General features: G+C 37.5%; 18 protein-coding genes and 1 pseudogene. 18 read left to right on the top strand and 1 reads right to left on the bottom strand.

The features are described from left to right. Positions 1–26 precede the first annotated feature (26 nt). The gene (locus DXA87_RS16285; RefSeq protein ID WP_147326538.1) at positions 27–515 is read right to left on the bottom strand and encodes a hypothetical protein; all 489 of its coding nucleotides are present in this window, start codon (positions 513–515) and stop codon (positions 27–29) included. Positions 516–879: 364 nt separating this feature from the next. Between DXA87_RS16285 and DXA87_RS18225 the strand changes: the two are divergent. The 18 genes and pseudogenes from DXA87_RS18225 to DXA87_RS16390 form a co-directional block, all read left to right on the top strand. Continuing rightward, positions 880–2,120, top strand: a pseudogene (locus tag DXA87_RS18225) (recombinase family protein); the annotation flags it as partial. 116 nt (positions 2,121–2,236) lie between these two features. Then, positions 2,237–3,073, top strand: a complete 837-nt coding sequence (locus DXA87_RS16305) for a ribonuclease III (RefSeq protein WP_242998125.1) — start codon at positions 2,237–2,239, stop codon at positions 3,071–3,073. Then, positions 3,070–3,657 (top strand): ABC transporter permease, encoded by a 588-nt coding sequence (locus tag DXA87_RS16310; RefSeq protein ID WP_117471297.1) that lies wholly within the window; start codon positions 3,070–3,072, stop codon positions 3,655–3,657. Before DXA87_RS16305 ends, DXA87_RS16310 begins: the two co-directional genes overlap by 4 nt. A 74-nt stretch (positions 3,658–3,731) precedes the next feature. After that, complete coding sequence (locus DXA87_RS16315; RefSeq protein ID WP_117505369.1) at positions 3,732–4,844, top strand: hypothetical protein; 1,113 nt, start codon at positions 3,732–3,734, stop codon at positions 4,842–4,844. An 83-nt stretch (positions 4,845–4,927) separates the two neighbouring features. After that, the gene (locus tag DXA87_RS16320; RefSeq protein ID WP_117471295.1) at positions 4,928–5,386 is read left to right on the top strand and encodes a hypothetical protein; all 459 of its coding nucleotides are present in this window, start codon (positions 4,928–4,930) and stop codon (positions 5,384–5,386) included. Positions 5,387–5,416: 30 nt separating this feature from the next. Beyond that, positions 5,417–6,004 carry a hypothetical protein gene (locus DXA87_RS16325; protein ID WP_117471294.1) on the top strand — a complete coding sequence of 196 codons (588 nt, stop codon included), beginning with the start codon at positions 5,417–5,419 and terminating at the stop codon, positions 6,002–6,004. Between the two features lie 40 nt (positions 6,005–6,044). After that, the gene (locus DXA87_RS16330; protein WP_117471293.1) at positions 6,045–7,250 is read left to right on the top strand and encodes a hypothetical protein; all 1,206 of its coding nucleotides are present in this window, start codon (positions 6,045–6,047) and stop codon (positions 7,248–7,250) included. A gap of 69 nt (positions 7,251–7,319) precedes the next feature. Then, positions 7,320–7,865, top strand: coding sequence for a hypothetical protein (locus DXA87_RS16335; protein ID WP_117471292.1), 546 nt, complete (start codon positions 7,320–7,322; stop codon positions 7,863–7,865). Between the two features lie 30 nt (positions 7,866–7,895). Continuing rightward, a complete protein-coding gene (locus DXA87_RS16340) occupies positions 7,896–8,369 on the top strand; it encodes a GNAT family N-acetyltransferase (protein WP_117471291.1) in 474 nt (157 codons plus the stop codon). 322 nt (positions 8,370–8,691) lie between these two features. Continuing rightward, a complete protein-coding gene (locus tag DXA87_RS16345; RefSeq protein ID WP_176815408.1) occupies positions 8,692–8,901 on the top strand; it encodes a DUF6061 family protein in 210 nt (69 codons plus the stop codon). A gap of 497 nt (positions 8,902–9,398) precedes the next feature. Next, a complete protein-coding gene (locus DXA87_RS16350) occupies positions 9,399–10,055 on the top strand; it encodes a hypothetical protein (protein WP_019161966.1) in 657 nt (218 codons plus the stop codon). A 59-nt stretch (positions 10,056–10,114) separates the two neighbouring features. Next, complete coding sequence (locus tag DXA87_RS16355) at positions 10,115–10,612, top strand: hypothetical protein (protein WP_019161965.1); 498 nt, start codon at positions 10,115–10,117, stop codon at positions 10,610–10,612. Positions 10,613–10,635: 23 nt separating this feature from the next. Beyond that, a complete protein-coding gene (locus DXA87_RS18555; protein ID WP_029471593.1) occupies positions 10,636–11,277 on the top strand; it encodes a hypothetical protein in 642 nt (213 codons plus the stop codon). Further along, positions 11,267–12,127 (top strand): DUF6560 family protein, encoded by an 861-nt coding sequence (locus DXA87_RS18560; protein ID WP_019161962.1) that lies wholly within the window; start codon positions 11,267–11,269, stop codon positions 12,125–12,127. Before DXA87_RS18555 ends, DXA87_RS18560 begins: the two co-directional genes overlap by 11 nt. A gap of 31 nt (positions 12,128–12,158) precedes the next feature. Beyond that, positions 12,159–13,361 (top strand): hypothetical protein, encoded by a 1,203-nt coding sequence (locus DXA87_RS16375; protein WP_117505371.1) that lies wholly within the window; start codon positions 12,159–12,161, stop codon positions 13,359–13,361. A 33-nt stretch (positions 13,362–13,394) separates the two neighbouring features. Continuing rightward, on the top strand, positions 13,395–13,592 hold the full coding sequence (locus DXA87_RS16380) for a hypothetical protein (protein ID WP_005334773.1): 198 nt from the start codon (positions 13,395–13,397) through the stop codon (positions 13,590–13,592). Between the two features lie 19 nt (positions 13,593–13,611). Then, positions 13,612–13,893 (top strand): hypothetical protein, encoded by a 282-nt coding sequence (locus tag DXA87_RS16385; protein ID WP_005334771.1) that lies wholly within the window; start codon positions 13,612–13,614, stop codon positions 13,891–13,893. Between the two features lie 97 nt (positions 13,894–13,990). Continuing rightward, entirely contained in the window at positions 13,991–14,722 is a 732-nt protein-coding gene (locus DXA87_RS16390; RefSeq protein ID WP_005334769.1) for a hypothetical protein, read from the top strand. The last annotated feature ends 312 nt before the right edge of the window (positions 14,723–15,034 follow it).

Here is a 15,034-nt window from a genome sequence, read left to right on the forward strand (position 1 = left end):
TATATTATTTTATCTAGCACAACAGGTTAAATTACAGAAATAGTGATTTTTTCAAATGAGCAGCACCCTTTTCCTTCCAAGAAATCAAAAAATCTTTCCAGATAAAGCTGTGTTCGTAGAATACTGTCTTCCTTGATGTTTATGCTCCTACGATATTTGTTGTAGCCTTCTACTGCCGGAAGAAAGACTTCCGGGAACTGGTATTCACGCTTACGTTCTTTGATCATAACGGAATTGTTAAGCTTAAAATCTGAAAGCATTTCCATGAATCTTAAAAAACATGGTTTCTTATTTCGAATGTCACTTGAAAGATGGTAGTGGTCTTCAAGAAATGACAGCGCAAGATCCATGGAAAAATAGATTTCATTTTTTCCTGCAGCATAAGTTTTTAACTGATTTGTGATGCACTTAAAGGAGTACACAGTTCCTTTGGAATATTTTGCAGCAACAAGCCAGTCATAGGTCTGTTGGATGAGTTCGTCCAGTGTTTGTTGTTCTTCCATAATTACCTCCATGATATTTATTGACCGTGGTCTATAATAATCATGAAGTTTTATGCAAAGTTGCACAATCAGAAAATGGCAGATTTATGGGATGTGCGGCTATGAACTTTTCATAATAACTTACTTTCCATAACCGACGCCGCCTTTCTGGTTGGCAATGGCGATAATTTGTGTGTTCACTTTGCAATCACCTCATTTCTGGAATAAAAAAAGGAGAATGTGACGTAAATCAACATTCTCCCTGAGAAACGATATGCGATTGTATTGCTGCTTGTCTTATTTGTGTTCAGCTTTTGGGGAGCCATTCCGCCGCAAACCCGCATGAATACTGGATTTCTGCTTGTTTGTCTTTCCCTTTCCCGAATAACCTCTGTTCAACGATATGTACAGCCGGGATATTTCCAAAAAGGTGCTGGCAGGGCGTATGACCCGTTCCCGGCAGGGGAAGTTTTGTGGTGGGCAACCGCCCCTCGGTTTGATGCGTGACCCGGAGGATAAGGGACATTTGATCCGTGACCCTGAGACAGCACCGGTAATCCGAAAAATCTATGATATGGCGCTGGATGGCTGGGGATGCATGCGGATTGCAAAGCAGCTCATGGATGATAAAGTCCCGATCACCAGAGTAAAAAGCAACACAGAATGTGATGTAAATTACTATTCATGGGGAAGTGCAAGAATCAGCCATATTCTGCGGAATCCCTTTTATAAGAGCGCACATCTGGTCTGCCGGACACATCAGAAAGGGATTCGCTCCAACACCTATGACATTATCCCTCGTGAGGACTGGGAAATTATCGAGGATTGCCATGAAGCAATCATCTCCCCGGAAGAATGGGAGCAGGTACAGGAAATCATTGACCGCAGACCAACCATTATGAAGGGCAACTCCTGCCCCTTTTATAACCTGTTCCACGGTATCATTTATTGTGCGACTTGCGGAAAGTCCATGCAGGTGCGGTATGAAAAGGTTGGCAGAACCGGAAAGAATCGTTTTACCGGCGAACAGCGAGAACCGATTGATAAGGCGTATTATATCTGCCAGACCTACAACAGGCTGGGCAAGAACGCCTGTACCAGCCACAAGATCGAAGCCAGAGATTTGTACAACCTTGTGCTGAAAGATATTCAGGAACTGGCAAAGACTGCGCTCAAAGATGCCGATGCTTTTTATCAGCGGCTGAGCAGCCGGATGAGCGCCGGTATCTTCTGGATGCCTCCCAGACACAGAAGGAATGTCAACGACTGGAAAGCAGGAATCGTGAAATTGATGAGATGTTCCTGAGCCTATATACCGATAAGGCAAAAGGAATCCTGACTGAGCAGCGTTTTATGAAGCTGACAGCAACACTGGAACAAGAGCAGGAAGCCAACCAGAAGCGCCTGCAAGACCTGCTGTTGATGATGCGCCACTCTGACGAACAGGAAAATGAAGTCCGCACCTTCATCAAAGAAATCCGGCGCTATGCAGCCATTGAAGAACTGGATGAAGCGGTGCTGAACCGGCTCATCAGCAAAATTTTGGTGGGCGAAGTCAAGAAGATTGACGGACAGAAGGTGCAGGAAGTCAGAATCGTTTATAACTTTGTCGGAGAAATCCCGGAGATTACAGCATAATCATTTCGCCTCATCTCTCAATCAGCGAGGGATGAGGCTTTTCTTTTTGTAAAATTGCAATAGATATATTCATAATTTATTTACAATTAAATTCCTAGCCGTACAGCAGAAAAATGATGACGAAAGATGATGCAAATGCTATAATGTTTGCATATAGATATGACAATTTGACCATATCGGAATCTTTATTCAAACAGATGATTGGAGATATTGCTATTATGAGAAATCCATGGCCAATTTTCAGCATTGCGGCTCTCTCCGGAGCTGCGTGCCTGATATATGATCACTTTTTTTCTTACGAGACTATGTGGATTGCTGTTATAGCGTTCCTTGCGCTGCTGGCTCTATGCTTTTTCGCATATTTCAAATATGAACACTGGCTGGCAAAGAAATTGAACCCCTATGTGGTGTCATATCAAAGCGACCATAATCTTGAGAATTTAAAACAGGGATTGGATCGCTGGCGTCCCTGGGCATTCAGCAAACATTCCAAAAATATCATTACAGCGAACTGGTTCTCCGCTCTGCTGGAACAACAGCGCTGGACAGAAGCGGAAGAAACTTTGGAGCAGTTTTTGCATCGAGCAAAAAATACGCAGGATAAAATAGGGTATCACCTGCTTCGGGGAGATTACGCAAGGGCGATCGGAGATACCAAATTAGAGGAACAGGAACGACTTCTAAGCGAACAGCTAAAAACCCAGCTTGGAAACAAAAAGGGAGAATCAAGAGTACCCGCAAACGCCAAAGAGAGTAAATATGCTTTCTTTTGCTGGCTCTCTTTCAGCTTTGGTCTGGCACTGTTCGGAATCATCAGCAATATAGCCACCGGGGACTCTATACTCGGGTCAGTTGGAGCCGGACTTTTTATTTTGGGTTTGTTCTCATTCCCAGTCTGCTTGATCTGGCTGATTCTCTGGTTGATCCGGCGCAGAAAGGAGGTTGTTAAATGACTTATATCCTCCCGGTACTCTATGTAATTGTGTCTTATACATTCTTCCTTTTGGCAGGCTGTTTTGACAATGCGATCAAATTGCAGATATTATCGATCCTTCTGCCTTTTATCATGGGAATCGTCAATTTGATTGTTGTGCTGACCGTAGGAAGAAAGTGGTCAAGAAAGACATTGCTGAACTGCACTTTGATCATCAAGTATGGACTGATCCCGTTCTACCTGGTCGGAGGGAGCATCACCGTATATGTAACGCTGATGGCATTCTTCCCATTGCCGCTGATGGCGTTGTTTGGACTGGTAACCATTGTTTTTTTGATTTTTGGATACGGGATTCTATTAGGGGCAGCTCCCTATGCTATCGCTTATCTGATAAAGTCATGCAAAGACGGCATACATCCGAAATGGTTGGCGGTTTTAGCTGGAATCTGCCAGTTCTTCTTTTCCTTTGATGTACTTGCAATGATGCTTCTGACATTAAAGGAGCGGCACAGGGTCAAAACGACGATTGCCGTTTTCTGTGCAATGTGTCTTGCGCTCCTGCTTATCGTACTCTATGTGGTCATGACGCTGATCGGAGCATAATCGACCTTTATATAGGATATGAGTTGTTCATACATAAAACAAATTTGATAGAATCGCAGAAAGGATTTACGCTTATGAAAAAACAATGGATTGCTTTACTGACGGGATGTGTGCTGGTATGCAGTATGCTGGCCGGATGCGGCTCAAAACCTCAGACATCAGCTCCGGCAGCTGCGGGCAGCGATAAAGGCTGTACGGATGAGGCCATTCTGTCTCAGCTGAAAAATGACGGGACACCTGAGTTCGTACTGGATGGCACTTACTACACACTTCCTTTGGAAACTTCCCAGCTGATACAAGCCGGCTGGAGTTTGGAAACGGAAGAATATGATGCAGCAGAGGTTTCTCTGCAACCCGGCGAGCGTATTTATGGGGAACTTTCCAAAGACGATCAGGAAATAGATGTTGCAATCGTAAATGCCGGGACAGAGCCATGCAAGCCTGCTGAGGGCGGAACGGTGGTAGAACTGGAATACTCTGCCGATAAGGATCAACCAAATCCTGATTTCTTTGTAACGCTCAATGGGATCAACTGTGCGATGTCCAACGCAGCTTTACAAAAGGCGCTGGAAGGTGTAGACGGATATGAACTGAATTCCGCAGGAAATATCGACATCAATCGTACTGTTGATGATGATGAAATTGCTGTTTATAAAGTCATTCTGGATGATGACTACACAGCAATCACGCTTGCTTCGGACAATGTTTTTGAATACAAGGATTATCAGCCGCAAGAGGTAAAAGAACAGGCATCTAATGAAAAGATTGCCGCTTACAAGGATACTACAAAAGCCGAGATGGAGCCGTATGCTCAGGATTTCAATGCGATCATCGAGGGATATGAAGAAAATATGGTCGTTGGATTTTACAGTGAAGGTACTATTTGGGGCGAAGAAGTCGGTGAATATAAATCTATTGCCGGAACGCCACTCGCTACGGATGTGTCTCTCTATATCGCAGAGGATACAACCGGCCAGCTCTACTGTATTTCTAACCAGCTTTTGAATGAAGATGGTACTGTAAGCACTGCCATTGAGCTTGAGGAAGGCGATCAGGTCAAGGTTTGGGGTTATGCTTCACAGTATCTGGAATTGCAGGAAGGTCTGAAAATCGTCGTGGTTCAGCCTGGTATCATTGAACGCAACGGCGAACTGGTGATCCTGGACGAAAATTTGAAAGTAGACTAATGCTTTTGAAGAACGCCGGGTGCATATATCAAAGGATTGCATCCGGCGTTCTCAACTTAAAACAATAATCAGGAGGAACAATTATGCTTACAATGAATGAAAAAGATAAAAATGAAATGCTGGAAGCCATTTTGAACGAAAACGAAGCCTATCAGTGCAAGTTATGGGCAGTCATCATGGCCGGGGCTGATACCTATGCACTGATTGGGGGACTTTCTACACTGACGGGGGGTGCTGCCGCTGCATTGGGCGCACTGAGCAATGCTTACTGCTATATGGGAATTACCGAGAAACACCTGAATATGGTCATTGTAAATTCCGTCAATGTCTCCAAAATTGAAAACCGGCTTTCTCTGCCCCTAAACAGCATAACAAAGGCAGAGGTCAAGGGTGGGTTGCTGCCCGGAAGAAAAGTCGTAATGCTGCATTTTGGAAAAGAGAAAATGAAAATTTCTTTGATGAACAATGCGATTGGCTCTGATATTCAGGGGCAGAAAGAAAATGTTGAGATGTTCTGCCAGATTGTTTCCAAACTCGGATAACCCGTATTATAAAGCGAGAGGAATCAGAGCATGAAAAAAATCTTAATTGTGTTATTAGCTATGGTGCTGCTCCTTGCTGGATGCGGTAAAAATGGGACTTCATCGCCACAATCTCCCTCTGATGAATCTGTGACGGATCAGCAGGAACCTTCTTCTTCTGAAACCGAAATATCATCTGAAGATCATGCGATTCCCGGAAGTTATATCGTCCCGGATGGATGGGAGAAATCTGAGAAGCATTCTACTAATTCGCAGATTTTCTATATAGAGGAAGGCCACGAAAATGATGAAAAGCCGGACAACATCTCCATCCATGTAGGAAAGAACAAATATAGTCTGGATGAGCATGAGCAGTTCCGGGATGCGATCGTCCAACAGATTTTGATGCAGCTGGATGGTATTGAAGCTCAACTGAACGGGGATGGAACCTATACCGAGCAGGGAGATCTGCTTTATATCTTTACCATCGACGAGGGCGATATTGTCACCACGCAATACTATATTGTAAGGGATTACGGGTTCTGCCTGATCCAGCTTACAAATTTCAGCGGATCAGAAACCACGGAACAGGCCGCCAGGGACATGGTAGATAGCTTTGTTTGGGATACAGAAGGATAAATTGACACAGGAACCGTGATTTTATAGGAAAACGACGAAGATGGAGAAACGAAAACTTTCAGGAAAAACAATTTTGAAGCTGGCAGGGGCACTTTTGACTTTGGCTTATTTGGGATTTTGCCTCTATGCAGGTATTACCGGGAAATTTCCGAATATGCACAGAGTCCAGCATGTGATGCGTTTTGGCGACCTTAAAAACTGGGTGTCCGGCGGAATATCGGCTGTGATGATTTTTGCCCTGTGCATTACTTCTGCTTTCAATGACCTAAATCTCCAGAAGGGACGCAAAAAATCATTTTTACCACTTTTTCTCACCATGATTCTGCCCATTATCCTTTTACTGCTTTTGGAGTCTTATCTGGATATTGGTTGGATCGGGATTGCCCTTTATGCCGGTATTGCAGTTTTTCTATTTGGCGTTGCATGGACTCCACAACTGTTGAATCAGTGGATCACCCGCCGACTTTTGCAAGATGAACCGATGAGCGGCAAGCAACAAGTACAGATTATTGAGTGGATTCATTTTCATCCGCTAAAAAAGCTGCTGATTTTCGGGCTGTGGGGCTTTGGCGTCGTTCTGGTTCTGCGTGGCATTTGGGTAACGGCAACCGGAAAAATCGAAATGGACGGAGAGCTTTTCCTGTTTTTACTTGGCACAGCAGTTCTGGTTGTGGCGCTGTTTCAGAAAATGAGACGCTATATCTGCACGCCTTACCGGAACATACCGGTACTGAATCAGATTCTCAGCAAAAAACAGTTGGAGCAGCTGTTGGATGGAGAACACTTTGAACCGATAGAGTTTGAAGATGAGACCATGAAAAAGTATCTGGAAATATACCAAAGCCAGAACTGGATGCTGATTGGCGGTAAGCTACTCTCAAAAAAGCTGGCTTTATGGTTCACAATGAATCGGTTCAGGAACCATACTTCCCTGAAGGTACTTTACCTGAACGGCATGACTGCCAAAGCAAAGGTCGATCTGGATATTCGAGGGGACCGGTACACGGATTTTACTGCTGTGCTGAAAGAATTGATTGGATACGAAGGCACACTTAAACTGTATGAAAAAGAAGAACAGCTGGCACAGAAATTTGCATCCTTTTTCCCAGAGCAAACTTCCGAACAGGACCGTGTCGCTGCTTTTCTTTCTCAGGATGTGACAGCGATCCGGCAGGACTATATTCAGACCTTCTCCCCGCCGCCAGATCCCCGAAAGAAAAAACGGAGTAGACGGGAACGGGAATAAAAGATTTTCTTCATTTTTCAATGGAGAAAGGCTTACGAAAATAAAGAGGATATAACTTGGAGGTTACCTATGAACTATGATATGAATATGATTAAATACCGCAAAAATGGTTTTTTTAGAATTGCAGCAGCTATTCTGATGATCTGTTTTACACTATTTGGCCTTACTGCTTGCGCCGGTACTACTGACAGCAAAGATAATAACGATGATAATGCACTGATACAAGGAACATGGGAAATAGATACTGGCTCTGGTGCTGGTTATAAATTCGTTGACGATAAGTTTATGTGGTTAAAATCCATCGAGGATGTTAACGATAACTACTGGTACGGAGATGTTGAGTATTATAACGGTGCTGAAGCAATGGATATAGCAGGACTAACAGAGGAGGAACTTCAGAGCAGCCTGCCAGGTCTTAAACCCGAAAACATTTTTGTAACAAAATTAGATCCCGAAAAAATCATTACCGATGGTGAGGATAAAACTGCTACCAATATGAACGACCAAACCTTATGGACTCGCTTATGGCTTATTGAAGAAAATGAGGACAATGTTGTTGCGGTAGTGTTTGATTTAGAAACTTTTAGTATGGAGGGCTACACTAAAGTTAAGTAAAAACCAGAAATTAGAATTTGGAGTAAACTTATGGACTATATAATACGAGAAATGAGAAGCGAAGAATACTGTTTATTAAGTGTTTTTTTATACGAAGCGATTTATATTCCGGAAGGTATTGAACCTCCACCTAAATCAGTAATAGAATGTCCGGAATTACAAGAATATATCGTCGAGTTTGGAAATCGAAAACATGATAAAGCCTTAGTTGCAGAGATTCAGGGAAATGTAGTAGGAGCTATTTGGGTAAGAATTATGAATGACTATGGACACATTGATAATGATACTCCATCTCTTGCCATGTCTGTCTGCCCCCAATATAGAGGGTTAGGCATTGGAACTTCATTATTGAAACAATTATTACAAGTGGAAAGATTAGCTGGATATTCAAAAATATCCTTATCTGTTCAGAAAAGTAATTATGCAGTGAAGATGTACGAGAAAGTGGGATTTACTGTTGTTAATGAAAATAGCGAGGAATTTATTATGATTGTAAATCTATAACAGAAATCCCAGTTGATATTGCACTTATTTTAGGAAATTTAATAACTGTTATATTTGATTATCAAATTCTTCGCAAACCCTTGAAAATACTAAGTTTGTAGCAAGTGAGCTTTCCCTTACTCTTTCCTTTGTGTTATATTCTCCCATTAGCTTTCATGAATCTTAATATGGGAAAAAATAAGGGAAAGAAAATTTCATAACACAGTATAACAATAACGACATGGTGAACTGATTGAAATGTTTTCGATATTTAACTCTATAACTGATTATTAAAAGAAAATAGAGATAAGATACGATGAGAACAATTTATGCATAATACAACATAAAACACGATAGTATTGATGTTTACACAAGTGTTGGATATATGCTTCGCATTGATTGCTGGGGAGCTGAAAAAGATTTAAAAACCACATATGGATCAGAATGTGCGCTTACTTCATTGGCTGTGGATGAGCCTTTAGAATATGCAAGATTATATCTCGATGGCAATTTACAGATGTGGATAGATTCAGAAGATTCACTTGAATTATAGAACAAGAATAACGGGTAGAAAACTTCTGATGCCCATTTTACAAGGGGTTCGAGTTTTTTATGTCTGCTGGCGCTATTTCTCTGCTGGAGTACTATTTTCGGGATAATGGCGAAAGGCTTTAGCGGTATAGTTAGAAGCACCGTTTCCATATTTTGTATTGGTTATGGTTTTTATATAATCGCTGGAATAATAGTCAATTGTAGAGCAAATGAAATAGACACAGGGGATTAAGGAAGAGTTGAAGGCAGATAAACAGATGGAATGGGTAGCAAATAAATACTATACAAGAGTGTGAAAAGGGAATTTTGAATAAGGAGATGATTTGGCAATAAGGTGCAGTAATCTGGTGGAAAGCAAGTCTGAAAATGGCTTGCTTTTTGCTTTACAATGTGGTTAGTTGATGTATATAATTATGATAAAGAGATAAAATTGATTTTTATATTTTGGTTCGATATTGTGATGCAGTTTTTCTATATTAAAAAATATACGAGGTTATAATGAAGAATAAAAGTTATGATTATATCTTTGGAAATGGAAAATTTAATACTTGGTTCAACATTATAGTTAGTATTATTAGTTGTTCAGCAATATCGTTTTGTTTAACCGAACTTTTGTTTTCCTTTGATTTTAAAGTGAGTTTTCAAAAAGCACTGATTTTTACCATACTTTTTGTGATTTTTTTATTATTGTTTTATTACTTTATAAAACAACGTACTTATAAACTATTCGATCAAAAAATAACATATGGATTTAGGGAACGAAAAATTTTGTATGCGGATATCCATTCATTAGTTTTTACACTATCCTCCAGACCTAAAGGAATATATGATATTGGACTGGGAGAACCATACCTATACATAAAAGAAAATGGGAAGAAAAAATATATATGCAATATTACAATTTATTTGGCATATCCAAGTGTTATACAAAAAAGATATGATATCAATATAAGCAATGGGCAGATAGGAATGTCTCCTGCCTACAGTTTTAACTGTTATGATATAAAAAGTATTTTCAATTTAATACATCATTCAAAAGCAAATATTTATGTGACGAAGAGTTTTCTTCTCTTTAATAATTGGACAATAAACAGATTTTGCAAAGAATACAATATCTCTATGGAAATGGTTCAGCTTATAAATGATGGAAACTAATGTAAAAAATTTGTATTGTATTGAACTTTAGAAAACCTTTTTATGAGAAAGGAAAGCATATGCAAGAATATTATAAAATATATTTTCCTTATTCCAAAGAATATTTATTGGAACAGATTAAGAAGACTACAAAACCATTATGTATTTCAAACCAGGCTTATAGAGATATGGCACTTGCAGCCTACAAAGAAGAGGATAATACCTTATGTATCGGATATGCAGCAGGAAGTATGACAGGCGGTGGCTGGGAAATGCTCCAGACACATATAAAAAGCTATGGGGGAGATGTAATGCTGGAAGGTACGTTTGTGCTTTTGCCATACATAAAAAAAGCTGCACTATTTTTTCTGCTCATAGTGATTTTATTTGCATTGTTTTTTTCTCAGGGAGATTTATTGATTTTAACAGAATGTCTGATTTTATTTATGTTTCCATTATATCTGCTGTATAGGAATATTTCTAAGATAGGAAAATGTGAAGAAGGGCGACGGCTTGTTTTATTATATCTGGAAAAGGTGCTTCATGCAAATGTGGAAATATCCGTAGAGGAAGAATAAAGAAATGATAGGGGAAAACGAGAATGAAAAAGATTAATGAACAAACAAAAAGTTTTTTACTATACGGTATAGAAGATGTGATTAAGCCGAAAGAAATCTACAAATTAGATGGAGCAATCTTGTTTCTAGTATTTTTATTTTTCTTTTTATCTGAATCAGCTCCATCACCGTTTTTTTCAAAAGTATTTTTAGTTATTGTTTATCTTGGATTCGTGATTCTTAGTTTTTCAAGAACAGAAGTGACAGGGAAAAAGGTTTTTTGGATCATTGGAATACAAAGTCTGACGTTTTCTATTTTGTTCTGTTGGGCAGCAACTATCCTCATGCTGACAACTATGAAAGAAGAATATTATAAGAGGTATCTAACCATACTCGTTATCATTTACATACTGGTAATCGCTGCATACATTTTTCTTATAATAACTTTGATTAAAAAAGATATCTACAATCCATCTTCTTCCAAAAAGCTGGCTGGAGGATGGTGTATTACTAGTTTTGTATTGCTTGGAATGGGTGTCGCAAAAGTACTTAGTAGCAGCGTTGAATATACAGCCATGATTAGAATTGCAAGCCTTTGTTCCTATTTTTGTTCTTTGGGTTCTATCTTAGGAGTTTTTCACCTGGTAAAGTATTTTGCTGTCAAAAAATGGGAGGTTGAAAAATGAATATTTTTATGAAAAGAATATAGATGAAAATAATTATAGCATCCAGGAAGAAGGATGGCTGGGAATTTTATTTTTGGTTGGAACTATATTTTTCTCAGGATTACTTTTGTATGGTTTTATAGACGGACAGGCGGATTTTTCAGTTATAGTGGCGTATGGAATATTGATTGCTTTTTCTGGAATCTGTACCCTGCATTTGTTCCTGTGGAGAGTCAAGGTAAATCATGATGTAATTGAATACCGGTCGTTTTTTGGAAAAAAATATTATAAATTTTCAGATATAACAAGAAGTGTACATAAAGAAAATGGTACATTGGAAATATATGCAGGGGACAAAATAATATTCAAATTTGATGAAAACATAAGCGCATCATTGTTTGCAAATAGTCTGTCTAAGCATAAAATTTCACAAGAAACATGGTTGAGTTGTAGAGATAAAAAGTGCATCATAAGACCAAAAGAAAGCCACTATGTTCTGCCAGGCATTTTCTTTTTATATTTGGTTTACAATAGTGTGATACTTGTATTCAATGCAAAAGAAACAGCTTTTGTTTTCCTTTTATTCTCTCTTGTACCGGGAGGTATATTTTTCTATTTTTTAATGGACAAAACAATTGTCAAGGATGGATGGCTATATAGAAATGGATTTTTAAGGAAGAACTGTAAAATAAGATTAACGGATATTACCCAGATGAAAAGAAAAAAGAATTTATTTGGAGAAGCTCTTATTTTATATAAAAATCAGAAAAAAATCGCTAAAATTTCTGCCCGAAATAGAAATGTGGACTGGCTGCAAGTAAAGATTGCAGAAATAAAAAAGGATAAGAAGAAATTAGAACGTAAAAAATGAAAAATGTGAATCATATAGGGAGATTGAGTTTATGGATAATGTCATTAGATTAAGTAAATTTGTAAAAAATTTAGGAATAGTAACAACAGTTCTTTTTTTAATAATCGTACTGGTAACATTTGTTACAGGAAATATGGGGGGTGCGATATGTTTTATGCCTTTTGTATTTTTAGGTATTGCTTTAATTTTGGCATACAAGAAACAAATAATTGTAGTAAATGAAGATGAAATTGTATTTAGCTATCTGGTTAAGAAAACTCAGCATATAAAATATAATGATATTCGTTGTATTTTAATGATTCCATTAAATGGTAGAACAGATGTCATATTAATTGATAAGATGTACAATAGACTTGTTACTCTGGAGCAAGTGTATGTAAATTATGATATTTTATATGATACACTTATAAAACATGAAATAGATCTTGTGGATTTTGGTGAGTTAGTTGAACAGAACAAAGATGTATCAAAGTATGTACCTGCTTTAAACTGGATAGAAAAGAATTTCTATAAATCTATATGTAATGAGAATACAACTATCAAAAATATGTCAAAAACAATAGAAAAAGAAAAGCGTAAAAAAACAAAGCAATTTTTAAAAGCTTTAGGTTGGATTCTAATAATTGCTGATGCGGTAGCATTTTTTATTGGTGGCAAAACAATGTTAGTTATATTTATAATGGTTTTGATGATTACATATGCAGTGTATATAAAATATTATCCATATATATTTATAGAAGTCACCACAAAAAAAGGACAAGAACTGGCGTATCAATTACCATTTATGGGTGCAGCAATAGCAATGCTTTTATCCCTGAATACGAGTAAACTCTTTAATTATGAATTTGGAAACTATATGAAGATTACGGCAATTATTACTGCTTTACTTGCACTGCCATTTATTATTAAATCTTTAAAAACAGATGTACCACAGAAATTTGGACGTAAACTTTCAGTTGTATTTGCTGCTTTTATAATCGCATTTACAATTAGCTTCCCAATAAATTTTTTATTTACATTTGATGGGGCAACTCATGAAATTGCAATTGTAACAGACAAAAAGATTAGCAGTGGTAAAACTAGAGATAGAGAGTTATATGTAAGTTGTAATGGTAAAAGAGAAATATATACTGTTTCAAACAGTGAATATGAAAATACATCAATAGGCGATAGTAAAAGAATTTGTAGAAGAAAAAGTGCATTAGGATTGGAATATAGTACGATACATGATTAATATTTATTTAAAGATAAGGAAGGAATATATAAGATGAAAATATTGTTAGCAGTAGTTGGAGGATTATTATTACTGATATTCCCTTTTATAGTTATGAAAAAAGCAAAAGTAACAAAAGAAGAAAATACTGATGAAGCAAGGAAAAAATTTAATGTGTTTCTCATTTGTATGATACCTGTTCCTCTAATAGGCTTCATATTTCTTTTAATAGGGCTTAGAAGTTTTTTATAAAATTAAATAAAGGAGAAAAATGTTAAAAAACAATGATATATCAATACCAGAAGCCTGCTATGCAGATTTATGTAAGGTGGGTTTTTTTGAAAGAAAACAGGTTAAATTAACAATTATATGGAATGAAAAAATAAGCAGAAATAAACAAATACTTACACTTAAGAAGTTATATCCTGAATTAAATAAAGTGTCTACAGTTGAAATCTATAAAATTACAAAAAAACGAAGAAATGGCAATTTGCAGAGATGGGATGGGGATTTGCTGTTGACTTTTCGCATAAAGCAGAAAAAGCGGGGATAAAAATATTGTTAGAAGAATAACTAAAAATCTTGCTAATGTATAAGTTAAGTAAAAAATAGAATGAAAAATAATCATATAGCAGAGGAGATTGGGTAATATGAAGGAACAAAAGAAATCTTCTTGGGGAGCGGTTCTGGTGTCATTTTTAAAGGAATTTCTATTAAACTCATTCGAAGCCCCAGGTCATCTTTATTATGATGAAAATTTAACTAATGAAGGAAAAAGAAAGAAAAATTATATTTGGAGGGTGCTTCTACTGGTGACTGCGGTAGGAGTAGCTTTGCTTCCTGTTATAGCTTGGAACATGTTTGTTCCAGATGTGCTATGGGCAAAAATAGTTACCGTTGTAGTGTGTGAAGGCTATGTTGTTTTTATAGTAAGTATGGAGATTATCCAAATAAAGGATGAGCTAAAGGAAGATATGTTAAAAATAGGGGGATATAAAATTACTCCCAAAGGAAGTATTTCCCTATTTAAAGAAATTGATTTTAAGATTGCTCAAACAGAGTATTCTTATACAATATTGATTTCTAAGAAACCTTTAAAATGGCTTTATAAGAAGTTTTATGTTACAATCTATGGAAGACATGGAAAAGTAAAAAAGATTGAATTGGTTCGAGCAGACAAAAAGTATTCTACGAAATATGAGACAATGAATGGTACAGTCTTAGAAAAGTTGCAAGAAGAAAATAATAGGTTTTTAAGGAAATGCTTAGGTACTCCCAGTAAAAAGAGTATGACAGGCGTCGAATATTATTATGAGTGGGGACAAATACAATCCTTCTATGATGATCGTTCTTGTCAAACAGGAATTGTAATTATGTTTTAAAATAAGGAATATTGTATCTCTTGCTTCCGTATGCAGAAAGATTACATCGGTACAGAGAAATGTGGTAGTGATACACCAAAGAACACAGGCGAAACCTTATATCTCGGTTCCACAAGTAGCGAATCTTTCAAAAGAGAGAGATGGGTAAAACTTCGCTGTTTATATAATAGTAGGGGACGATGTTTTATCCCCTGCTATTATACGTTTTTTAGCATGTTTTCACCAATATTGCTTGGTACCTAACCGATTTTTCAAATAACATCTGATTCCAAGATATACGTAAAGGTCAAACCACTCGCCTTTCACTAAAAC

Source organism: Desulfotomaculum sp. OF05-3 (genome assembly GCF_003435535.1).
GTDB lineage: Bacteria > Bacillota > Clostridia > Lachnospirales > Lachnospiraceae > Pilosibacter > Pilosibacter fragilis.